This window comes from Caldisphaera lagunensis DSM 15908 (genome assembly GCF_000317795.1).
GTDB classification, from domain to species: domain Archaea; phylum Thermoproteota; class Thermoprotei_A; order Sulfolobales; family Acidilobaceae; genus Caldisphaera; species Caldisphaera lagunensis.
In genome coordinates, this window is the sequence record NC_019791.1 from 754994 (window position 1) to 778026 (window position 23033).

At 29.8% G+C, this 23033-nt stretch carries 23 protein-coding genes and 1 pseudogene; 14 read left to right on the forward strand and 10 right to left on the reverse strand.

The window, feature by feature from the left end; genetic code table 11:
• Positions 1-89 precede the first annotated feature (89 nt).
• Together CALAG_RS03735 and CALAG_RS03740 are read left to right on the forward strand one after the other, a co-directional pair.
• The gene (locus CALAG_RS03735) at positions 90-767 is read left to right on the forward strand and encodes a Snf7 family protein (RefSeq protein ID WP_015232407.1); all 678 of its coding nucleotides are present in this window, start codon (positions 90-92) and stop codon (positions 765-767) included.
• Between the two features lie 69 nt (positions 768-836).
• Positions 837-1580 carry a TrmB family transcriptional regulator gene (locus CALAG_RS03740; protein WP_015232408.1) on the forward strand — a complete coding sequence of 248 codons (744 nt, stop codon included), beginning with the start codon at positions 837-839 and terminating at the stop codon, positions 1578-1580.
• 6 nt (positions 1581-1586) lie between these two features.
• Here the strand turns inward: CALAG_RS03740 and CALAG_RS03745 are convergent, their stop codons facing one another.
• The gene (locus tag CALAG_RS03745) at positions 1587-1895 is read right to left on the reverse strand and encodes a hypothetical protein (protein WP_172633881.1); all 309 of its coding nucleotides are present in this window, start codon (positions 1893-1895) and stop codon (positions 1587-1589) included.
• A 126-nt stretch (positions 1896-2021) separates the two neighbouring features.
• Here CALAG_RS03745 and CALAG_RS03750 point away from each other — a divergent pair, with 126 nt between their 5' ends.
• Complete coding sequence (locus CALAG_RS03750; RefSeq protein WP_015232410.1) at positions 2022-2345, forward strand: hypothetical protein; 324 nt, start codon at positions 2022-2024, stop codon at positions 2343-2345.
• A gap of 10 nt (positions 2346-2355) precedes the next feature.
• Here the strand turns inward: CALAG_RS03750 and CALAG_RS03755 are convergent, their stop codons facing one another.
• On the reverse strand, positions 2356-3594 hold the full coding sequence (locus tag CALAG_RS03755) for a metal-dependent hydrolase family protein (RefSeq protein WP_015232411.1): 1239 nt from the start codon (positions 3592-3594) through the stop codon (positions 2356-2358).
• 288 nt (positions 3595-3882) lie between these two features.
• Between CALAG_RS03755 and CALAG_RS03760 the strand changes: the two genes are divergently transcribed.
• Complete coding sequence (locus CALAG_RS03760) at positions 3883-4200, forward strand: hypothetical protein (protein WP_015232412.1); 318 nt, start codon at positions 3883-3885, stop codon at positions 4198-4200.
• A gap of 217 nt (positions 4201-4417) precedes the next feature.
• Here CALAG_RS03760 and CALAG_RS03765 read toward each other — a convergent pair whose 3' ends face one another.
• The gene (locus CALAG_RS03765; protein WP_015232413.1) at positions 4418-5620 is read right to left on the reverse strand and encodes an MFS transporter; all 1203 of its coding nucleotides are present in this window, start codon (positions 5618-5620) and stop codon (positions 4418-4420) included.
• A 732-nt stretch (positions 5621-6352) separates the two neighbouring features.
• Between CALAG_RS03765 and CALAG_RS03770 the strand changes: the two genes are divergently transcribed.
• Positions 6353-7585, forward strand: coding sequence for an MFS transporter (locus CALAG_RS03770; protein WP_015232414.1), 1233 nt, complete (start codon positions 6353-6355; stop codon positions 7583-7585).
• 476 nt (positions 7586-8061) lie between these two features.
• Positions 8062-9279 carry a radical SAM protein gene (locus tag CALAG_RS03775; RefSeq protein ID WP_015232415.1) on the forward strand — a complete coding sequence of 406 codons (1218 nt, stop codon included), beginning with the start codon at positions 8062-8064 and terminating at the stop codon, positions 9277-9279.
• A 50-nt stretch (positions 9280-9329) separates the two neighbouring features.
• Here CALAG_RS03775 and CALAG_RS03780 read toward each other — a convergent pair whose 3' ends face one another.
• Both CALAG_RS03780 and CALAG_RS03785 read right to left on the reverse strand, forming a co-directional pair.
• Positions 9330-9797, reverse strand: a complete 468-nt coding sequence (locus CALAG_RS03780; protein WP_015232416.1) for a hypothetical protein — start codon at positions 9795-9797, stop codon at positions 9330-9332.
• 15 nt (positions 9798-9812) lie between these two features.
• Entirely contained in the window at positions 9813-10310 is a 498-nt protein-coding gene (locus tag CALAG_RS03785; RefSeq protein WP_015232417.1) for a DUF2299 domain-containing protein, read from the reverse strand.
• Between the two features lie 147 nt (positions 10311-10457).
• On the opposite strand from CALAG_RS03785, the gene mtnA reads away from it, so the two are divergent.
• Together mtnA and CALAG_RS03795 are read left to right on the forward strand one after the other, a co-directional pair.
• Positions 10458-11555, forward strand: a complete 1098-nt coding sequence (mtnA, locus tag CALAG_RS03790; RefSeq protein WP_015232418.1) for an S-methyl-5-thioribose-1-phosphate isomerase — start codon at positions 10458-10460, stop codon at positions 11553-11555.
• 156 nt (positions 11556-11711) lie between these two features.
• On the forward strand, positions 11712-12977 hold the full coding sequence (locus tag CALAG_RS03795) for an NADP-dependent isocitrate dehydrogenase (protein ID WP_015232419.1): 1266 nt from the start codon (positions 11712-11714) through the stop codon (positions 12975-12977).
• A gap of 1 nt (position 12978) precedes the next feature.
• Here CALAG_RS03795 and CALAG_RS03800 read toward each other — a convergent pair whose 3' ends face one another.
• A complete protein-coding gene (locus CALAG_RS03800) occupies positions 12979-13635 on the reverse strand; it encodes an HAD-IB family phosphatase (RefSeq protein ID WP_015232420.1) in 657 nt (218 codons plus the stop codon).
• A gap of 128 nt (positions 13636-13763) precedes the next feature.
• On the reverse strand, positions 13764-14249 hold the full coding sequence (locus tag CALAG_RS03805; protein ID WP_015232421.1) for a GIY-YIG nuclease family protein: 486 nt from the start codon (positions 14247-14249) through the stop codon (positions 13764-13766).
• Between the two features lie 501 nt (positions 14250-14750).
• Here CALAG_RS03805 and CALAG_RS03810 point away from each other — a divergent pair.
• The 4 genes from CALAG_RS03810 to CALAG_RS03825 all read left to right on the forward strand — a co-directional run bounded on the left by CALAG_RS03810 (position 14751) and on the right by CALAG_RS03825 (position 17863).
• The gene (locus CALAG_RS03810; RefSeq protein WP_015232422.1) at positions 14751-15623 is read left to right on the forward strand and encodes a P-loop ATPase/GTPase; all 873 of its coding nucleotides are present in this window, start codon (positions 14751-14753) and stop codon (positions 15621-15623) included.
• A 101-nt stretch (positions 15624-15724) separates the two neighbouring features.
• Positions 15725-16321, forward strand: a complete 597-nt coding sequence (locus tag CALAG_RS03815; protein WP_015232423.1) for a DUF981 family protein — start codon at positions 15725-15727, stop codon at positions 16319-16321.
• Between the two features lie 17 nt (positions 16322-16338).
• Complete coding sequence (locus tag CALAG_RS03820; protein ID WP_015232424.1) at positions 16339-16782, forward strand: hypothetical protein; 444 nt, start codon at positions 16339-16341, stop codon at positions 16780-16782.
• A 58-nt stretch (positions 16783-16840) separates the two neighbouring features.
• Complete coding sequence (locus tag CALAG_RS03825) at positions 16841-17863, forward strand: NAD(P)/FAD-dependent oxidoreductase (RefSeq protein ID WP_015232425.1); 1023 nt, start codon at positions 16841-16843, stop codon at positions 17861-17863.
• Here CALAG_RS03825 and CALAG_RS03830 read toward each other — a convergent pair.
• Entirely contained in the window at positions 17850-18653 is an 804-nt protein-coding gene (locus CALAG_RS03830; RefSeq protein ID WP_015232426.1) for an SAM hydrolase/SAM-dependent halogenase family protein, read from the reverse strand. The two genes, CALAG_RS03825 and CALAG_RS03830, sit on opposite strands and share 14 nt — an antisense overlap.
• Before the next feature lie 83 nt (positions 18654-18736).
• Positions 18737-19951 carry a pyridoxal phosphate-dependent aminotransferase gene (locus CALAG_RS03835; RefSeq protein ID WP_048816724.1) on the reverse strand — a complete coding sequence of 405 codons (1215 nt, stop codon included), beginning with the start codon at positions 19949-19951 and terminating at the stop codon, positions 18737-18739.
• 340 nt (positions 19952-20291) lie between these two features.
• Here CALAG_RS03835 and CALAG_RS03840 point away from each other — a divergent pair, with 340 nt between their 5' ends.
• The gene (locus CALAG_RS03840; protein ID WP_015232428.1) at positions 20292-20885 is read left to right on the forward strand and encodes a hypothetical protein; all 594 of its coding nucleotides are present in this window, start codon (positions 20292-20294) and stop codon (positions 20883-20885) included.
• Positions 20886-21139: 254 nt separating this feature from the next.
• On the opposite strand, the gene CALAG_RS03845 is transcribed toward CALAG_RS03840, so the two are convergent.
• Entirely contained in the window at positions 21140-21493 is a 354-nt protein-coding gene (locus CALAG_RS03845; protein ID WP_015232430.1) for a hypothetical protein, read from the reverse strand.
• A gap of 103 nt (positions 21494-21596) precedes the next feature.
• Between CALAG_RS03845 and CALAG_RS03850 the strand changes: the two are divergent.
• Positions 21597-23012, forward strand: a pseudogene (locus tag CALAG_RS03850) (aldehyde dehydrogenase family protein); the annotation flags it as partial.
• Positions 23013-23033 lie beyond the last annotated feature (21 nt).

Sequence of the window (23033 nt, forward strand, 5' to 3'; positions counted from 1 at the left end):
GGTAACCTATATAATGTGAAACCCCTATTTACTAAGTTTTTTGCCTTATTAACTTACTTATAGAACTATATACTATCGGTGAGCAATCAATGAGTAGTTTAGAAGATTGGAACAAGAGATGGTATGAGCAAAAGAAGGAGACAATTGGTCAAAAAGTAAAGGAGTTCGTAAGACCCCCGCCCCCATTAAAAGGGCAAATAATAAGTGCATCATATAAGATTGCAACTCAAATTAATAAATTAGACTACAATTTAAGTAAATTAGAAGCATACGATAAACAGCTATTCGAAAAAACAGTAAATGCATTAGTCGAAGGAGATAAAAGCAAAGCTGGAATGTATGCAAATGAAGTAGCAGAAGTAAGGAAGATGGCAAAGGTATTAATGACAGTTAGGTTTGCATTAGAAAGAGTAAAGCTAAGATTAGATACAACATTAATATTTGGTGATGTAAACGCAGATTTAGCTCCAGCAATAATTGCATTAAAGAGCGTTGCAGGGTATTTGAAAGGAATGATGCCAGACGTATTTACTGAATTGATGGGAGTAGATGAAGAATTACAGATGGCTATGATGCAGTACAGCTCTGGTAGTGTACCAATGTTAGAGAACGAGTTTGTAACAGAGGAAGCACAAAAGATATTGAAAGATGCCAGCTTGGTAGCAGAACAAAAGATGAAACAAGAGTTCCCAGAAATTCCCTCAGTCGAGGGAGTACCATCTTCAGCTAATAATTTAAACAGCGCAACAGCTGGAGCTGGTAAATAAACAATTTTCAATTTACTTTTTTTAAAAAGTTTATTATTTTCATGCAAAATTATTTTAATAGGGTAAAGTTTGTCTGAAAATAGAGAAGAAGTAATAGAAAGGTTAAGAAAAAGTCTTGATTTAACTTTATATGAGGCAAAATTATATCTAGCCTTATTGGAAGGCGCTAAGGATCCTAAAGATGCAAGTGCAAAAAGCGGTGTACCATTGCCTAGAATTTATGATGTAATAAAAGTTTTGGAAGCTAAAGGGATGGCAGTTTCAGATCCTAAAGGATGGTATAGAGCGGTACATCCAAGAGCTGTTGCTGTATCTGCAATAGCAAGATTAGAAGAAGACTCCAAGAAAAAAATCAAAGAAATTTTAAATATAGCAGATAGTTTGGAGAGCTTTGCTATTTCTGAAAATAATGAATCTATTATTATAGTTAAGGGTTATTATAATCTATTATCATTATTAGCTGAGAATATGAAAGATACAGATATTGCTTATATAACAACAAGTAGGGTTTTAAACAATTGGGAAGAAAGTCTTAAACCATTAGTAAAATCAATAATTATGTTAGTAAATGAAATCAGAATATTTGTAGAAGAATTTAACGAGTTCAATAAAGGTTTGAACGAGGAGGGAAAGGAAATGAGAATTTTAACCAAGATATATAAACCAATACTATATGATTTGATATCATCAAAGAAATCATATATAATTATATTAAAAGGTCCTGAGGGATTAATAAGCGTAGTCAATCAAGGACAGTTGGAAGCAAGGGAAGTTTTTGATAGATTAAATTTAATTTGGAAATTAACGCCTTAAAATAATCTATTTAAAAATTTCCTTAAATTTCTCCATTGAAATTGTCTCTTTATATATAGGCTTATCGTGATCTCTTAGTTCTAAAGAAACGTTTCCTTTTTCTATAGATATGTAAATATACATTTTTTTGGGCTTTCTAGTCATTTCTACAGAAAAACCTATCTTAGATAATTGGCCTCTTAGCAAACTCCATGCATGTCTATCAACATATACATCTAAATCTACATTTTGATTTAAAAAGTTTAATAAATCTACATTACCATTAAATAATGAACCAACATATTTTTGACTAACAACTTCCATTATATCTCCCAATTCATAATAAATATATCTCCAATTTTTTAAGTAGGTAATGCTAAGTAATACTGTTTTGAGAGTATCTTATAAAATTGAAGTTATATATTTAACCTTAATATGAAATTATTTATATGGTGAATTAAGGTGACTTGTTATATAGATTTAGATAATGTAAATGATCTTGATGAAATTTCTGACGAATTAAATGATTTTGCTGAAGATATAAGTACAATACAAGATTATTTAGATGAACATATGGGAGATTTTATTGAAAAGTTGAATGAAGCACTTAATTCAGAAGGCATAGTACTATCATGTAATGAAGCAAAAGAGGGTAATATGGAATGTAAATATAAATTCCAAAGTGATCTAATTGGAGGAGAAGTCATATTTTTAGTAGAGATAGATCCATTTGATAATAAGATAAAAGATTACGATATTGATAAAATAAGATTAATAACCAAATGAGTCAATCATATTAACTTTTCTTAATCAAATTACCTTCTTTAAACACAAGCTTTATGTTATTGGGATTTAACAGTGTATTTATATCATTAAGTGGATCACCTTTAACAACTATTAAATCAGCGATGGCTCCCTTCTTAATCACCCCAACCTTTCCTTCAAGACCTGCTGCAGATGCAGCATTCATTGTTGCAGCCCTTATAGCTTCCAAAGGTTGCATTCCTATTTTTTCAACAAAAAGTTTTAATTCCATAGCGTTTGTTCCCATTCTTCCTATTCCGCCATCAAAGTCTGTTCCAGTTGCTAACTTAACTCCATGCTTATAGGCTAATTTAATTGCATTAATATGTTGTTCATAAACCTCCGCAGATTTCCTCAACCCCCATTCTGGTACACCTAATTTCTCCCCTTCGTCTAATAATCTCTGTACAATAGATAACGTTGGAACAACTACCGCATTTCTTGTCTTAGCTTCTTCTGACGCTAATTCATCAATATAAATTGCATGTGCTATTACTTTAACTCCGGCCCTTAATGAGTTTAAAATACCTTCAGTTCCTTGGGCATGTGCGTGTACCCATCTATTTGCTGCTTGTGCCTCATCAACTATAGCCTTTAATTCGTTTAGTGTGAATTGTCTATGTTCTGGTCTATCCCTTTGAGATAAAACCCCACCTGTAGCCATAACTTTTATAAAATCAGCTCCTTCTCTCATTGCATATCTAGTCGCTTTTCTGCACTCATCTTCTCCATCACAAATTAATGACATAAATGGCGTTAATTTTTTGCTTGTCCTGTAGTCAACATATTCAATTGGCATATAATGTTCATCAGCATGTCCAAAGGTCATGCTAAGAGGCAGTCCTGATGCGATTATTCTAGGTCCAGTTATTGTATTTTCATTGACAGCATCTCTTAAATGAAGGGCAATAAGGCTTCCTGCATCAACAACTGTTGTAAAACCAGCATTTACTAAATTTTCTAAATCTTTAACAGCTCTTGCAAAAAATACTCCTATTGGTGTTGTTAATCTTTCTTCTATTTTTCCTGATCTTTGCCCAGTAACATGAAGATGTGCATCAATTAGTCCGGGCATAACGGTATTTCCTTCACAATCTATTATATTTGCATTTTTGGGTATTTCTATACTTCCCTTTGATCCGAAATCTTTTATTAAGCCGTTATCTATTACAATTACACCGTTATTAAAATAACCAGATTCCGGATCTAAAATCCTCAAATTTTCTAACACTGAGGTTTTATTCTCCATATTTTTTCACAAATAGAAATGTTATAATTCCCACTTTTAAATCTTTATGGTTTAGGACACTAATTAATGTATTGAATCATTATTAATTTTAATAATTAAAACATTAATGTTAGAAATTTATAAATTTAATTTAATATTTTAATTATTCAATGAATATTTTAATTTAAATTTTTATAGAATATTTTTGTATTTTTAAATAATTAATTAATTTTATGTTTTTAACTCTTGCTTATTACTATACATATAGTAAATGCCTGAAAAGGTGAGATATTGAATATAGGAAGAGATGATAAATCTTATGCATTGCTAATACTCGATGCAAGTAGATATCTAAATCAAGCAGCCACTTATTTAAACACAATTATAAGCAAAGATGATACGGGGAACTTAATTGTAACAAGAGCCTCATTAAAAGGCCTTTCTATGCAGGTTACTAGATTAAGTAAAAACGGGTGTGACATGATAGAAATTCAAAAAATTATAAATAGGGTACAAAAATTAATAGATCAACTGCCCCCAATTCCTCAAGTGATGCAATATGCCGAACTAGCTAAGGAAAATCTAATTAAGGCAATTGCTTATTGCTAATGTTTTCTTATATTTGTAATACTAAATGAAAATCTCACCTTTAGCATGTGGATGCAAAAAGTTAAGTATTTTGGTCTTCTTTATTTCATATTTATGGATTGAGTAATATGAGTAATTTAAATCATGTCTACATCAGCAATGAAAGTTTTTTCCTAGTCCTTACCTACTCTTATGCCTAATTAAGAGAATCCTTTACTATATAAGAGGTTAATTGGTTTTATTCATTTACTTTATCATTTTTGTCTATTTCTTTGAAGAAAATATAATAAAACAATGGATCTAAAAATGAAATTAATGCTGCAGAAGAAAATACAAATATATAGGCTCCAATTTGTAGCAAGATTGATCCTAATAAAGAAGAAACCCCATAAGGTAATCTCCTTGCTACACCAGTTATGCTACTACCTCTTGACCTTTCATCTGGGGAATATAATTCCATGCTTATGTTTTGCCTAATTGGCAATGCTGCTTGATATGATGCTGTCCTTAAAATGTATATTAAACTTGCTATAAAAAGTGAATGAATTAGTGGGATAATAGCTAAAGGTAAAGAACCTAAAGTCCTTAATATAAATATCCCTTTTATTGATCCAAGGTTTCTTTCTATTTTACCTGAAAATATCATTACAAAAACCGTTGCTAAATATGAAAAATCATATATTATAGAAATTATATAATCTGTAGCCCCTATATCTTTAAAATATATTGGCAGTAAAGGTAATATCATTCCTAATCCTAGACTTCCAAAAAGGCCGGTTATGGCAATCTTACTAATATTTTTAGCTGATTTTCTTGGGATAAAACCTTTGTTTCCGCTTTTCTGAATTTTATCTGGAGTTTCTTTTATTGGTATAATTAAGAAAATTGATATTGTAGATAAAACTATGGCAGTTTCAAATAAGATCATATAATAACTTTTAGGAAAGGTATTTATAATTAATGATGAAAATATTCCTCCAAGTAGAGCCATGATTATTGCTGTTATTGTTAAATAAGAATAAATGTAAGTCCTTTCTTTTCTATTTGTTCTGCTTGCTACCATAGCTGTTTGTAGAGGTGCTACAGGTCCTCCACCTGCACCGCCTCCCATAGGACTTAATGATAATCCAAATAACGATGAAATAAGGGCTATTATTATGTTATGAGTTGAAATAAGTATTATATACGCAATTATGGGTAACATTGAAATTATAATTAAAGTCTTTTTTCTACTAAATACATCCCCTAAATAACCACTTATTAAGACTAAAATGCTACTGCTTATTGTTGAAATTAATGAATAAAGGCCGACAAGCTCAACACTAAAACCTATGTATCTTAAATAAAGTGGTAAAATAAATGCTATATATCCGAAACTAAAGCTTCTCATTGCCCTTATGGATCCTAGTAAATAAATATCTTTTTTATATTCCGAACCCATTTTGCGTCAAATAGTACATTTTAAAGGTTAGATTTTAAATATATCTTTTAAGTAGATTTTTATTTATCATGGTATTCTTCACTTTAACTTGATGGGGGTTTAGGGGCGAAAGTCCCCTTCCATGAGGGATGAATAGCCCCCTTATAGAAATGTTTTTATGGTTATACTAAAACAATAAATATAAGGCTTCGGCTGAAAGTGCTGGGTCATACCCTAGGGACTGGGGATTAAGCATGTGGAAGGCAGACCCTCCGTAACTCCTCTTCCACACGGGATATAACGAAACGGTTCTGTTTGATGGAACCTCCGCTGTGGATGTAGGGAGATCGAGGTTGCTCTATGAACCAGGAAATCCCCATCGCGAGGTGGGGATGCCCATCTGAAAGTGCGGGTAGTTCACTGTACTTAAGATACTTCTCTGATTATCTCTACTTAGTATAGTTCAATCCTGCATTAGAATAATTAATACAAGTTAAAGCTAAAAATATTAAGTTTACTATTAAAAGGGAGAGAAAAATACAACTTAGCGAATGTGAAGTCTATTATAACAAAATTCTTGAAGGATTAAAAATATCAATGGTTTACGAATGTGAAGTCTTAATTAGATAAATAATTTTGATAGCATGTTAAGAATTTTAGATAGCAAATAGCTGATCAAATGATATGTCTCTTTGATACCAACATATATTAATATTTTAATATTACTACTATAAATAGTAATTTGGTGAGACATTGGAAAACTTCACAGAAATTGATAAAAAAAGTAAAATAAATAAATATCAATGGATAGCCATAATCAGCGCATCAATAACAATGTTTATATGGGGATTTCTATTAGCTTTAGCCCCTATAGCAACTCAGTGGCCTTTTGTACCTCCAAGTGATTATACCTATTTGCTGGTAGCAGCTCCTACTTCATTACTAATTGGTAACCTAGTTTTAGGCAGATATACAGATAAGTTTGGGAGGAAAAAACTTTTTATAATAGACATGATATTATTTGCAATATCAATACCTTTAATTTTGTTATCTAATAATGTTGTTGAATTAGGATTAGGAATAGGAATGGCAGAATTTTCCTTAGGAGGTGATGAAACAACTGTTTTAACATATCTATCTGAAATATCCCCAAAGAATCATAGAGGAAAAATCATTGTTGGTGTTACAAATATAGCCAACTTTGGAGCATTAATAGCAGCTTTGCTTTCTATAGTGACAAGCTTTTCAATATACATACAAAGGCTTTCCTTTGGTATACTCTTAGCTTTATCAATACCAGTAATTGTTATCACAAGAGCATTGATACCAGAATCTTTTAGATGGGAATACTATAAAAATGTTGTGAAAGAAACGAAGGTAGAGATAAGTAAAAGGGATTATACTATTAGACTATACTTTTTAGTATCTATGGCTATAACTATTGTTTTAACATATGCATTAATGGCATTAATTATCGGACCTTATCTTTTTCCAAGGCTTACATCATGGATAATATTTATTTATAATTTGGGAGAAACTATAGGAGGAATAATATTAATACCTTTTGTAGATTCATTTAGTAGAAAAATAATTGCCTTTATAGCATATCTTGGAGGATCGTTCACTATGGCATTGTTTATACCTCAGTTTCTTTTTGCCAGATCAATAATTGCAATATTTATGGCATTGCTGTTTTTAAATGGGTTATTTGGAGAACTTGGCTGGGCCTTTAGAGTAATATTTGAGCCAGAGCTTTTTCCAACAAACATAAGAGCAACTGGAATTGGTTTGGTAAGGGCTATAGCTTATTCTCTATATGTAGGCTCAATATTTCTCACATCAGGATTTAGTGAATTCACTTATATATTTTACAATTTAGGATTATGGCTATTTGGTCTCTCTGGTGCAACTCTATGGCTAAAGTATGGTATAGAAACTAAAAAGAAGTCTTTAGAGGACATCTCTGATATAATAAAAAATATATGAAAGATTGGCTGAAAATTAAGAGTTATTTTAATACTAAGAAGTTTCTTACGGATTTTCATAAAGATCTTTATAACTAAGAATTTGTCATTAATCCCTTGCCTTAAATGATTTGAGTGCTAAGGAATAACCTTTATTGTATTATTATTTAACGCTTAGTAGTTTTAGAAATAGATGTCGTCTCGCACTCCTCATATAGTTAGATAAAGGAATCAATAGCAAATAGAATTTTTATGAGAGGAATTCTCGAGCCTCTTGACTGCTTATATGATAAATATGTGTGCACGAACCAATGATGGGAATACTCTATCTTTATGCTGGATAGGAAGTTAATAATAAAACTACAATTTAAGGTACATTAAATGCTATAAGAACAAATTTTAGTAATATCAAAAATATTTTTAATATCAATAAAATATATATTAGTTTTTTACAAATCCTTATAGGTTTTAATTTTTACATATAGATTTGGGATAAATTTGATTATTGAAAATGTAATTAAATATATTTTTCATAATTACAATTGGCATTTAGAAAATTATTCAGCTAAAGAACCTGAAGAATGCATTGATTGCAAGGCATTGTACATTCATGTTCCTTTCTGTTCTTCTTTATGCCCTTTTTGTATTTTTCATAGTGTGTTATATAATAAGAATTTGGTGAAGGACTATTTTGATTCAATGAAAAAAGAGATAGATAAATATATTGATAAGAATTATAATTTTGAATCAATATATATAGGTGGTGGAACTCCCACATTAACAACAAGTGAAGTTTGTGATTTAATTGATTATGTGAAGAATTATTATAAAATAAAGGAAATTTCGATAGAAGGTTCAATACAAGATATTTCTGATGAAAAAGTAAATACTCTGAAAGAATGTGGAACAACTAGGTTATCCTTAGGAGTTGAAGCAATTCAGCCATCTATACAAAAATCGATAGGTAGAGCTAATATCGATGAAGAAGAAATATTAAGTAAAATAGATATGGCATCTAAAATAAAGACATTAAATGTTGATATTTTATTTAATTTGCCAAATCAAACTATAAATGATTTAGGATATGAGATTGAAAAAATAAAGGATTCAAAGGCAAACCAATTAACTTTTTATCCAATAATGCCTTCTATAAGAAATAATAATTTGAACAAAGAAATAGATGAGAGTAAGGAAAAACAATTTTATTTTTATATAATGAAAAATTTTGTTAATTCATATTTTTATCAATCTAATGCATGGACTTATTCTAAGGGTAGTGATTTCATAACAGATGAATATATTGTTGACTATCCATATTTTGCAGGTATTGGGACAGGGGCTATGAGTTATATAAATGGTAAATATCTTGTTAATTCTTTTAATATAAACAAATATGAAAAATTAATATCAAAAAATTCTATGCCAACAATACTCAGTAAGGATCTTTCATTAAAGGAACAAGTATATCTTGAATTTATTTATAAGTTTTATTCATTTAATATTGATAATGATACATTTGAAAAGCTCTTTGGAGCAAATATTGAGAATTATATGAAAGAAGAGCTATATTTATTATATTTAATAAATGCAATAAAAAAAGATAGCAATAAAATAGTGATTACAGACTATGGAAAATACATCGCTAATTTATTAATGAAATATTTCTATATAAACGTATCTAAGATCAGGAAATATTGCATAGAAAATAACCTATGATTTTACACCATATAAAGCCTCCCCTTTAGATCTGAAAATAAGTAAGATAATTAATATTTAATTCCTCTAGCTGCTATTTTATATTCTCCACCAATATCCCATTTATAATCCTTTGGAAACACTAAGTTACCTGATAGTATTTTAAGTCCCTCTGTTTCATTTCCATTAAAAATTATTGCCCATGCTTTTAATAGGTCTTCATCTTTCATAATCTTAGTTTCATTATTTTCACTATTTTTTAAAGATAAGCTTATATTGGTATGTATTCTGCTTATCGCAACTATAGGATCGCAAGTATAAATTAAGGTTAATCCTCCATAAATTGTTGAAAAATATATTGCTTTTTCAATTTTTGTTAAATTATAATTACTTATATCCCATGCTTTTAACTCATTTATTATGTTTGAAATTATTTTCTCGATATTTTCATTTGGCTTCCAAGGGGCGTTTATTATAGGTGCAGCGATATAAAAACAATTTGATTCTGCTAATATTCCTACAGGGTGTAATTCAACCAATACTTTCACCTTTTACTATATGTGCATTACAGTTTGTTCTCCTTGCTTAAATGAACCCCCTAGCTTAATAGTAAAATGAGTTACAATTAAACCGTATGCATTTGAAAGAATTCTTACAGAATCTGTAACTTCACTTGGAGTTATTTTATCTTGATATATTATCTTTGTCACTATAATGTTATCTGGATTGTTTATATCAGGCTGAAATATAGTTATACATGAAGGACACATCATATACAAATTTTTTAATAATTCTCCTATCATGTTTGCTCTTTCCTGCTCAGGCATTTTAATAATTTTCTCTTTATGCTGTTCAGCTACTTTGACTGCCATTGTAAATGCAAATTTTTCGGTTTTTCCTTTTGGTCTTTGTATCGAGATAGCTACTCTGAAGGGGGCATTTACCATGGTATTAATAGCCCACTCTATTGGCGCATCTTTAGGTATTGGTATTTCTGATACTTCTAAGTTTTCTTCTTTTAACCATTTTATTATTTCTTCTTTTAACCCCATTTTATTCGCCTATTAATATTATGAAAATTCTTATAAAATACTTTTCCTTTTAATTTTCTATATATATTAAAAATAGCTACAATGCTTATTAATTTCATTATATAATATATAGTCTTGTTTAATAAATAATAAAAATAAGGTGAAACCATGGAAGATATAAGAAATGAATTGGATAAGTTAGAAGAGTATCTAAAAATAAAGCCATTATATTGGGATTTTGATAAAGGAGAATTTGTTTGGATCGATACCAGATTAATACCTTGGAAAGAGTTGTACAGAAGTACTAAAGATTATCATAGAGTTGCACAAGCAATAAAAGAAATGGAGATAAGGGGTGCACCAGCTATAGGAGTTTCAGCTGCATATGGATTAGCGTTAGCAACAATATATAGTAATGCAAGTAAAGTTGATGACCTATTAAAAGATGTAAAAGAGGCTTATAACGTATTGGCATCAACAAGGCCAACGGCCTATAATCTATTTTGGGCCTTAAATAGGTTGTGGAATGTAATCTTGAGTAATTACGAAAAAAATGACCTTGAAGATATAAAACAAAATGTACTAAATGAAGCTCACAGAGTTTACATCGAGGATATTAAGAATAACGTTAATATGGGGAAATATGGTTCTAAAATAATTGAAAACAATTCAAGAATAATAACTCATTGTAATACTGGCGCATTGGCAACAGCTGGATTTGGAACAGCTCTAGGAGTTATAAGGTATGCTTTCTATGAAGGCAAAAGCATACATGTTTATGCAGATGAAACCAGGCCTCTATTACAAGGAGCTAGATTAACAATATGGGAGTTAAAGAAAGAGGGAATACCATCTACACTTGTTGTTGATGGTGCATCTGGTTTATTATTTAGTAAGAATATGGCAGATTTAGCAATTGTAGGTGCCGATAGAATAACCCTTACAGGTCATGTAGCAAACAAAATAGGAACATTTAATTTAGCGCTTGCAGCAAATTATCATAAAAAACCATTTTATGTCGCTGCTCCGACAAGTACAGTTCACCCTACAGAAAATCCTAATGATATAGTCATTGAAGAAAGATCACAAGATGAGGTTACTAATATCATGGGAAAATTAAACATTACAGTTGATGGAACTGAGGCATTCAATCCTGCTTTTGATATAACTCCACCTGAGATAGTTGAAGGAATAATAACTGAAAAAGGAATAGTCAAAAAGCCATATTTAAACAATTTCAAAGCATTGCTATATGGAAGGCAATAAATTTTCAATTTTAATTAAATTAAGCTAATAAGTTTCCATGTTTCTTTATAAGAGAACTTTTAGGAAAGAAAATATTTAAATTAATTTTGTTTCTAACCAGGTCAAATTTAATAAATTTATACTCTATATATATGCATATTTAAAAGGTGAGGTGAGTTGGGTAAAATTCCGTGCAATGTTAATGAGTTGAAACCGCCAAGTGAAGGTCATTTTGCAAAATATGAAAACGGTAAGCTAATTGTTCCAGACGATCCAATTGTAGCATTTTTCAAAGGAGATGGTATTGGGCCTGAAATTGTTGATAGTGCAATAAAAATTGTAGATGCTGCTGTAAGCAAGGCTTATGGAGGTAAAAGAAAGATTACTTGGTGGCAAGTAGCAGCTGGTGAAGAAGCTGAAAAAGAATGTGGTACGCTATTACCTGATGCAACTTTGGAAGCCTTTAAGAGGGCAAGAATCAATCTTAAAGGACCCTTAACAACACCTGTTGGAAGTGGATTTAGAAGCTTAAATGTTGCTATAAGAATAGCTCTCGATTTATATGCTAATATAAGGCCTGTTAAATGGTATGGTCAACCTGCTCCGCACTGTCACCCAGAAAAGATTGATTGGGTAATATTTAGAGAAAACACAGAAGATGTATATATGGGTATTGAATTTCCATGGAACTCTCCAGAAGCAAATAAAATAAGGGATTTCTTCAAGAAAGAATTAAAAATAGAATTAAGACCTGATGCAGGAATTGGTATAAAGCCTATATCGAAATTTGGAACTCAAAGATTGATGAGAAGGGCCTTAGAATGGGCATTAAGAAATAATATTAAACGTGTTACGATACAGCATAAAGGTAATATACAAAAGTATACTGAGGGTGCTTTTAGAGAATGGGCTTATGAAGTAGCTGTAAATGAGTTTAGAGACTATGTTGTTACAGAGGATGAAGTAAATACAAAATTCGGAGGGAAAACCCCACAAGATAAGATATTAGTAAATGATAGAATAGCTGATAATATGTTACAGCAAATTATTACAAGACCAGGAGAATATAATATAATAGTTGCTCCAAATCTTAATGGGGACTACATTAGCGACGAAGCAAACGCATTGGTAGGAGGTATAGGAATGGCAGCTGGTATGGATATGGGAGATGGTATAGCAGTTGCAGAGCCAGTTCATGGTACAGCACCTAAATATGCTGGCAAAAATGTAATTAATCCAACGGCTGAAATATTAAGTGCAGCAGTCTTAATAGGAGATTATATGGGTTGGAGAGAAGTTAAAGTTCTAATAGAAAATGCAATAAAGAACGCTATAAATAACAAACAAGTTACATATGATCTAGCTAGAGAAATGCCAGGAGTTCAACCAATATCAACATCAGAATATACTGATGTATTAATAGGTTATATAAAACAATCTTAAACTATATTTTTTCTATTTCATTTATTATATTACAAATCTCTTTTAGATTATTAATTTTAAATTTAGCTATATTTGATAATGATTCATCATCACCGAATTGTATTGGATACTTAACAAGCTTCATAGCAGATGCATCCCATGTAGAGTCTCCTACATATGCTGCTTCGTCTGGCTTAATATTTTCGGAAAGAAGTAACATTTTAAGCGGTTTTTCTTTATTAACTCCAACTAATGGGTAACCGCCCGGGATTAAATAGCCAAACTTGTCGAATTCTAGTTCATTTGCAAACCAAAAATCAGCGCCAATAACTTTACTTATTCTTGAGACTAAAAGATCAATACCTCCACTTATAAGAGCTATCAACTTTCTTTTTTTATGCAAACACATAGATACTTCTTGAGCCTCGGGTCTAACTTCAATTTTATTTAAAATTTCTATTAGTGTTTCTCTTTTTAATTTACCATTATTTTTTTCAATCCATAAGCTTGTATCTAACTTCATCCAATCGACATAGTTTATTTCACCCTTTTCAAATTTTTCAAAATATATCTTTGCTTTATCCTCTACATTAAAATGTTTATGAACAAAACCCCAACTGCTTTTCTCTTTTGTTAAAACGCCGTCAACATCGAAGACAACTAGCTTTATTTTACCCATTTTATTCCCCATTTTTGAAATAAATTTCTAGGAATAATATATATGTATATTAGCTTTAATTTCTTTCCCTCTTTGTGGTGAAGGAGTAATTAATCTAAAATATTGCGTTATTTTAATTTTGTATTTAATTAAAAATAATCAAATATACTTGGGAAAATTATAATAGATCCATCTAATTTATAAATGATTTTCAAAATTTCTTTTATATTATTGCTGTAATACATGTGAGGCATTTTTGAATCTGTTGCCCCCAAATTATCTATTTTTAAAAATTTTGAATAAAATAGGCTACTTAATTCGTCTTCTATCTTAACACCATACAAACCCTCTTTATAATAAATTATTGATGGTTCTACTGATTTATTATTTGTTACATAGTCTATATGCCATCTCAATTTCTTGTTTTTTGTTAAATGCCTCCTTAGTCTATTGTTTAACCCATTTCCCGCAGAACCAATGTAAATTATATATCCTTTATCTATAATGAATTCATTCTTATTAATTATTAAATTTATGTAATCATTTACTCTGAAAACAATGATATAAATTCCTTCTTTTGATAAAATTTGACTCCATATATTATAAATTTGATTCCCATGTATTTGTTTGTTCACTCTTATCATCTTTTGTTGCAATTAAAATCTTTAAATTGGGTATATAAATGTTTTTTAATTTAATATAAATTTAATATAAACTTAATAAAAAAAGATATAAATATAAAACATATCATTGTTATCTTAATTTAAATAAGAAATGTTATATAGTATAAATACTGTTTTATTAAATATGTTTATATTGAACGATTAAACATAAAAACCATTATATTTGTATTTATGAGAAAACATTAATAATTAAAAATTAAGTTTTTTATGAGCAATTTGCAAAAACATGAAACACTTATTTATGGAAGGGAGAGAATCAAATAAAGGATCCGATACCCCAGAGATTATCATCGCTTTACGCTTCATTCGGGCACAACTATCTTCATCTCCCATTTATATTTTATATAAGAGGATTTAATCTTTTTAACATATGAGACAATTAAAAAGAAACATTTATAATATTTCTTTGCATTTAAATTAATTCCTAGAATATAAATAGATAAGTGAAATATCATGAAAGTACTTGTAATAGGGTTGCTTGAAGAAAATTCTGGTAAAACAATATTCGCATCAAGCATAATTAATGCATTAATAAGTCAAGGATACGATTCAGTTGGATTTAAGCCATTAGGTGCGACCGAATTATGGAGTCATCCTGAAGCTCTGATAGAATCAAAAAAGAATAAGATGGTTGTTACAAGCGATTCAATAATGCTGCATAAATTTTCTAGAGAAAAAGAACCTATAAATATAATAAATCCTTTTGGCGGATTATTAATACCAGTTTTGCCTGAAAAATTAAGGAATCTTAACAGTTTTAGTAATGCTCTTTATATGCCAAATATGAGACTTGGTATATCAAGATTAACTTTATGTCCTAGCAATTCATTATATAACACCCATTTGATAAACGTAAATGCTATAGAGAGGAGTTCTAAAAGTGTTGAATATGAACTCCTAGATCTAGTTTCTGTTATTGAAAATATAGTTAAAGTTGACGATGAATATATTTTAAATTTAATTTCAGGTGGAGCTTTAAGAGATATTGATAAATGTTTAAATTACCTAGAAAATAGACATGAGATTGTCGTTATAGAATCTAATTCAAATATAGCATCACCAACTCCGTTATCAACAAATGCAGATGTAGTAGTTATAGTAACCCCGGGAGAAGCGATGGTAGTTGATGGGAATAGATATAAAAAAGCTATAGAACTTTTAAATCTTAATGGTAAACCCTGGGTTATAAAAACGCAAGAAGTATTTCAATTAACTAATTATTTATTTTCGATAGAATTACCAATACTTGAGGATCAATTTTCTGGCTATAATAATGATACATTGAATTATATAATAGAATATATTAAAAATATAATAAAACAATAAACAGAATTAGTTTATAAATTTTTTATATAAAGAGGGTATTTATCTATAATAAGAGAATATTTAAAATTCTGTATGTATAGAATTATAATCAGGTGAGATAAATGGCATTGTTTGTAGACGTGTTAGACATAGAATTAATGTTGTTAGGTGGAGGTCTATTAGTATTAGCTTATTGGGTATTGTTAAATTTCACACTAAATTATGATCAACAGAAATTAAGTGAAATTAATAGAGGATTTGGATATTTCTTCTTGACATTAGGTATCTATTCTTTAGCAATGGGCTTATGGAGTTCATTTGTTTGGCCTTTACCATCATCTTATAATTTGGTTTTGTCAGATCCATTTAGCTTATATGGAATAGCACTAATCGCTTTAGGATTCGCCAACATATACAAAGTACCTATTACAGGTGTTTTAGCTGGAATCGCTATTCTTTCAATACCTGTTATAAATTATGGTGCTGCAATTTTGCATTTTGGCATGACTAATTCTCCTACAGGGGCTGGGGCATTATATTTGTTAATTGGAATAAATGGATTATTGAGCCCAATATTGCAAACAAAGGCTAAAAAATATTGGAGTTATATAGCAATTTTGTTGTTAGTGTTAGCAGCAATATTAGCCCTCTACACCGGCATTGCTGCAACATATGAACATATAGAAGGATGGAGAAGCTGGGCCCCATTTTATGGTTAATTAGCTAGTGAAAAATTATGGATTCAAATTCAATACCCAATTCAAATGGTTTTTATTTTTTTGATCCTAAATCATTCAAATGGGTTATTATTGCATGTGATGAGACAAATTTAAATTATTTTCATGATGGAGTTAATATAATATACTTCAGCAATAATTTATGTCCAGCATGCAAAATTTTTAATTTGATTTGGTATCCATTCGTTAATAATTTTTCAAAAACAAAAAACACATATTTTTATGTTTTTGTTTGTGAATGGTTTACTGAATTTTGTAATTCTGATTGTTCAAGGAAGGGATTTATTTATTTTAAAATAAAAGCTTCTCCTACAGTTGTAATTATTATTAAGCATAAAGATAAAATAGTAAAAAAAGTTATAGAAGGGAATGTAGGAATTGATATTTTAAATGAAATTGTAAATGAATCTATTTCTTTGTATAAAAAATTTTTAGAAAACTAATTAAGTATAATAACCCAAAAATACATGGGATTTAATGTGAATATATTTGGGTGAACCGATGACAAAGGTAAAAATAATAGGTGCAGGATTTTCAGGTTTGTGGACAGCTTACCTCATGGCTAAAAAAGGATATGATGTAGTATTAAAAGAAACCAATTATCCAGGATTTGGTGCATCAAGCAAAGCTGCAGGGATATTATCATTCCAGGTCCCAAAAAACATGATAGATATATCACTTAAATCTATGGAATTGTATAAATCTTTAGGCGATGATATCCTATATTGGCATGATTCTATTTGGTTACCTAAAGATGATGAGTTCAATTGCGCTTTAGATATATTAAACTATTTAAGTAAAAATGATATAAAGACAAAAGTTATTTATGATGATATGTTTGATGGTATTTATATAAAAAAAGGATTGATAATTTCTCAACCAACAATTAATATTGGGAAGGCATTAAACGTTTTGATGAAAAATTTTGAAATTTTTAACGGAAAAATAAATGATGATAATGAGGGATATTATGATATAATCATATATGCAAACGGCCCCTGGATTCAAGATACATTAAATTTGAAAGGATTAGTTAAATATAAATGTCAAGCCCATAGTGTTGAAGGGAAGCAAATAAATTCAATAATAGAAGATGATATTAATGAATTTTATTATGTGCCAGAATCTAGTAAAAGAGCAATAATAGGTAATGGGAAAAGAATTATGTTATCGAAGCCAGAGGATGGTTTTATAGTTGATTCAAGTGAAGTTTATAACATATTAGAGAAAATATCAAATGAATATAAAGAAGCTTTAAATATGTATCCAGTGAATTCATGGTCAGCACCATGTATTACTACATGTGATGGATACCCAGTTGTAGGAGAAATAGGTAAAAACCAATATGTTTTAAGCGGGCTAAATGGTGCTGGATTAACACTATCTGCAGGATTATCAGATTTATTGATAAATATTATTGAGGGAAAAGTAAAACAACCTAAGTATCTAGATCCTTTAAGGTTTAAGGGCAACTGCAGCAAAATTCTGGAAATATTTGATAATATCTGTGTTAATGAGAAATAATAACTTCATCGCCAATCTTTAAACCTAAAAATTTTGAGGCGTTTCCCTTATTCATTGCTATTTCTGCAAAACCAAAACTATTTTCATAAATTAATAATTCTCCTTCATTTACATCTGCAAATTTTTCTCCTACTTTAATTCCAATTTCAGAACCATTCCTTATAATTTTGACTACTTTACTATCCTTAATGTTTAAATTATTAAATTTTGAACTCAAAACCACATTTCCAAAATCATCAATATATATAACCTTAAGGTATATTTTATTATCTTCTTTAATATAGTCTAGTATCTTAAGCTCAACAATTTTATCTATATTTTTAGTAAAAAGGCTAATATTTTCATTCAATGATAAGAGAGCCGCGCTAGGGGCAAAAACATCTCTACCATGAAAAGTTCGTGAAATATTTATATTTAAATCATATTTATTTCTTAAAAGATTGTTTAATTTTTCAATTTCTATTTCATGCATAGATACGATTCCATCATTAATAGCGCTTTCATATAATAATCCATTATCTGGTCCAACGAAGTAATAATTTTTTGTTTCTAAAATCAATGCTCTTCTTTCAGTTCCTACTCCAGGATCAACAACAGCTAATAATATTGCTTTCTTTGGCATCCATTCATATGATGTATATAGAACATAAGAGCCTGATAGGATTGAGAACTTAGGTATATTATTGTCTATATCTATTATTGAAACATTATTATTTATATTCTTTATTACACCTTTCATAATTCCAGTATAAAAATTGTTACCAAAATCTGTTATAAGTCCTATGACCATTTTCCCACCCAGATAACAATATTTTGGCAAATAATAAAATAATTATTGAATTTTTAGTTTGTTTTCAAAGTTTTATTTTGAAATTATTTTTTGAATATGTCCTTTGTAAATTCTACAATCCTTTCTGCTCCTTCTTTTATGGACTCCATGCTTGTTGCATAACTAAATCTTACGAATTCTTTCCCTGCTTTATCTGGAAAAGCGTCTCCTGGTAAAACTAATACACCAGCTTTTTCAAGTAATAAATTGACGAACTCTTTCACTGTTAAGTTGGTCTTTCTTAGTATGGATGATATTCTTGGGAACATATAGAATGCACCTTGAGGTAAATATGGTTCAAAACCTTCAGCATTCTTTAATATTGTATAGAGGACTTGGGCCCTTCTATTAAATTCTTCTGCCATGTTTTTAACTGGTGTCCAATCACCATTTAATGCTATAACACCTGCTTTTTGAACAAAAGATGTGGCACAGCTATACAATGAGACAGCTAAATCATTAAACCTGGGCATTAATTCTTTTCTCGCAACTAAATATGCAAGCCTCCAACCTGTCATAGAGAACGTCTTAGAGAAGCCATTTATATATAATAGATTATCTCTCCATTCTGAGTAAGAGATAAGACTCTTAAAGGAACCTCTATATATTAAGTTATCGTATATTTCATCAGCAACTAATATTATATTCTTTTTTCTTGCCAATTCTACAAGCTGGTCCAATTGATCTCTTGAGAATACAGCCCCTGTTGGATTATGGGGATTATTAACGAAGATCATTCTTGTATGATTTGTTATTTGTTTTTCTATTTTTTCTACATTTAAACTGAAACCTTTATTTGGGTCAAAATCTAAGGAAACAAATTTTGGTATTCCTCCAAATAATTTTACTACTTGGGCATACGCATAATAGCTTGGCTCTATGATTATTGCCTCATCATTTTGCCTTATATATGCTGCAGCAGCCATAAATATTGCTGTTTTCGATCCTGGAGTAACTATAACTTCTTCACTTTTTACATCAGAACCATATCTTGAATTTAAATAATTTGCAACAGCTTCTCTTAGTTCAGGAATCCCTTGAGTTTCTGTATAACCAGTAAAGTTATCATCTAAGGCAGCTTTAGCTGCATTTTTAATATGATCTGGTGTAGGAAAATCTGGTTGGCCTATACCAAAGCTTATCACTTTTTTCCCTTGGTTTTGTAATTTTCTAATAATAGGAAGATAAGAAAATGCACTTTCTCCTTCTATCAAGTATACATTTGGTTGCATATCCATTACTGGCGGATTTATGGACATTCTCGTCACCATTTGTAAATTATATATTTGAAGAAATATAAAATATATAGTTGCAATTTAGATATAATTATAGTGGGATCCTAATATATCTATAAAAATGAAATTAGATGAGTAGAAGGTTTATTTATTGTAAACTTGATTACAGAATAAGAAATTAATCAATTTTAGCAAATATAAGGATATCAATATGGATAAAATTAGAAGTTCTAAATATTGTTTTATATACTCTTTTATCTCAATGGGATATAAGAAATTGAATTTATGAGAACTTTGCTATTTATGCAAATGTCAGTAAAAAGAATATTAATAGCTTTAATACAAAATTAAGTTGGTAGGTAACATGGCAAAAAGTCAAAAATCAAAAGAACAAAAATTCAAAGCGATAGTTCAATGGTTTAAAAAAGAAACAATTGATTTAGAAGAAATATCGTTTGATGGCTATAAATTAATTAATGTTGAAGAAATCGAGAGTAAGGAAGATCCTTTAAATTTTCTATATAATTTAGCAGAAGAGAAGAGAAAAGAGAAAAAAGGAGATTTTTTTGTTATAAATGTAGAATCTTTGGAAACCAAATATGTTTTTGCCGATGGAGTTAAGGATAGGGGAAGACTTTTATATAATATACCAATAAAATTGAAAAGGGTTGGCCTCATAAAGAAGAACCAATTAAAAATGTCACCTGAAGGATATTTTATCTTCAAAAACGATGATATAAAATGGATTGATATAAGCAATGAAATTTACATTTATTACGGTACATTAAAGGCAAACGATGATATAGAACTTGTTGTATTAGATACTGAGAAAGATAAAAGGATTATAAAGACCCAACATCTTTCGATGATGAAGCTATCCTCTCCGACTCCCGAACAACAGAATCAATCAGATCATAATAATGAGAACGAATTAGATGAAGATAATAACCCTTCTTAGTAAAAGGTCCCTTATTGCAAAAATAGCATATGAGTAACCCTTCTTTTGTTGTATGTAAATTTATTCCAATTTTTTTGACTGCTTCGATTACATGAGATGCTAAGATTGGCGTATTAAAATCATCTGGATTTTCTAACCCGCTTGCAATCTTAGCCACATTATCTGCTATCATTGATTCGAAAATCCTCTTTCTAGACAAAATTCCTTCCCTGTTTTAATTATAATCAAGACCTATTAAATTGATTTGATAAGGCCTATTTGTTTTTGAAAATTTCTTTATAAAGATTTGAAGCAACTTTTCTTCCCTCTTTACTCAAATCATAATAAATTCCAGAGGGTTTATGTTTGAATTCTTTTGATTTTACCTTTAGCCAAGGTTTTATAGAAGATGTCACTTTCATTTTTAATTCTCCTTTATAAACAACTAATAATCCTTCTTCTTCCAATGTTTTGCAATTCTTCTCGATTTCATCAGGATCATATTTTGCACTATATCCATAATTACCAAGTAGTCTATGTGCCATCAGCCATGGTGTATCTGGGCCAAATCTATATATGTGAACTAGGATGTATTTTTCTAAAGTATTAAGATTTTTTATATCTCTCATTTTTATCAATGTATTTTTTATGATACAAGTATTTAAATTATTGAGAAAAAATATATAATGGTGGTAGGTTACGAAAGGGGTCCTTTTATCTGGAAAAGAATATGAAACAGATAAAAAGGTAAAAATAAGATCCCCTTCTAATCCTGATAATATAATTGATGAAGTCTATTTTGCTGATAAAGAATTAACAAGGAAAGCTATAGATTATGCTATTGATGGATTTAATAATTTATCTAAGTTATCATTAAGGGAAAGAGAAAAGATAATAAAAAAAGCTGCTGGCTTAATTGAAGAAAGGAAAGAATCTCTGGCAAAATTATTAGCCTTAGAAAGTGGAAAGCCGTTGAAGGATTCAAGGGTCGAATTGATTAGGGCAATTCAATTATTTAATATAACTGCTGAGGAGGCAAGGATTGTTTTAGAAGGTAAATATCATAGAATAGATTCATATGAATATCCTCCAGGTAATGAGAATAGAATGTTATTAGAGATAAGAGAGCCTATAGGTGTAGTAGGAGCAATACTTCCATTTAATTTTCCTGCAAACTCATTTGCTCATAAAGTTGCTCCAAATATAATTGTAGGAAATGCTGTTATAGTGAAGCCATCACCATTTACTCCTTTAACAGCATTGGAATTGGGAAAAATACTTTATGAAGCAGGATTACCAAAAGATGCTTTGAGTGTATTGCCAGGGGATGCTGATGTTGGTGACGAAATCGTTACAAATCCAAAAATTTCTGGAATAACATTTACTGGATCTACAAACACTGGAATTATTATTGCTAGTAAAGCAGTTCAGACAGCTAAAAAACTTATGATAGAAATGGGGGGTTCTGATCCAATAATTGTATTAGATGATGCAAATATAGATTACGCAGTTAACATTGCAATTAGAGCCAGATATGAATATGCAGGACAAAATTGTAATGCTGGCAAAAGAATATTGGTGCATGAAAGTATTTATGATAAATTCTTAAATGAATTTATTAATAAGGCAAGAAATCTTAATGTTGGCGATCCTCTAGAAGAGAAAACAGATCTAGGACCAGTTATTTCCATTGACGCCCTTAATAAAATGGATTATTTTGTAAACGATGCGTTGAATAAAGGAGGAAAATTGAGGCTAGGTGGATTTAAATTAAATATGAAGGGATACTATTATTCTCCAACGATAATAACAGATGTTGGTAAAGATATGTATTTATTTAAAGAAGAAGTATTTGGCCCCATAGCTCCAATTTATAGCTTCCATAATGAAGAAGAGGCCATAGAAGTTGCAAATTCTTCTCCATTTGGCTTACAAGCAGCTATTTTTTCAAATGATATTAAAAGAGCTATTAAAATTGCAAAGGAATTAAAAGTTGGAGGCGTTATGATAAATGATTCCCCAAGATTAAGATGGGATGCATTGCCATTTGGAGGCGTTAAATTTAGCGGTATTGGAGGAAGAGAAGGTGTGAGATCTACTATAGAAACTATGAGTGAAATAAAGTTAATCTCAATTAATTTGTCGTAAAACTTATATAAAAATTTAAAT

Bases quoted from the DNA above. Each gene is read 5' to 3' on its own strand.
- CALAG_RS03825 (WP_015232425.1), top strand. From the start codon at position 16,841: ATGACAAAGGTAAAAATAATAGGTGCAGGATTTTCAGGTTTGTGGACA.
- CALAG_RS03800 (WP_015232420.1), bottom strand. From the start codon at position 13,635: ATGGGTAAAATAAAGCTAGTTGTCTTCGATGTTGACGGCGTTTTAACA.
- CALAG_RS03830 (WP_015232426.1), bottom strand. From the start codon at position 18,653: ATGGTCATAGGACTTATAACAGATTTTGGTAACAATTTTTATACTGGA.
- CALAG_RS03785 (WP_015232417.1), bottom strand. From the start codon at position 10,310: ATGGGGTTAAAAGAAGAAATAATAAAATGGTTAAAAGAAGAAAACTTA.
- CALAG_RS03810 (WP_015232422.1), top strand. From the start codon at position 14,751: ATGAAAGTACTTGTAATAGGGTTGCTTGAAGAAAATTCTGGTAAAACA.
- CALAG_RS03765 (WP_015232413.1), bottom strand. From the start codon at position 5,620: ATGGGTTCGGAATATAAAAAAGATATTTATTTACTAGGATCCATAAGG.
- CALAG_RS03820 (WP_015232424.1), top strand. From the start codon at position 16,339: ATGGATTCAAATTCAATACCCAATTCAAATGGTTTTTATTTTTTTGAT.
- CALAG_RS03815 (WP_015232423.1), top strand. From the start codon at position 15,725: ATGGCATTGTTTGTAGACGTGTTAGACATAGAATTAATGTTGTTAGGT.
- CALAG_RS03845 (WP_015232430.1), bottom strand. From the start codon at position 21,493: ATGAGAGATATAAAAAATCTTAATACTTTAGAAAAATACATCCTAGTT.
- CALAG_RS03835 (WP_048816724.1), bottom strand. From the start codon at position 19,951: ATGTCCATAAATCCGCCAGTAATGGATATGCAACCAAATGTATACTTG.
- CALAG_RS03840 (WP_015232428.1), top strand. From the start codon at position 20,292: ATGGCAAAAAGTCAAAAATCAAAAGAACAAAAATTCAAAGCGATAGTT.
- mtnA (WP_015232418.1), top strand. From the start codon at position 10,458: ATGGAAGATATAAGAAATGAATTGGATAAGTTAGAAGAGTATCTAAAA.
- CALAG_RS03735 (WP_015232407.1), top strand. From the start codon at position 90: ATGAGTAGTTTAGAAGATTGGAACAAGAGATGGTATGAGCAAAAGAAG.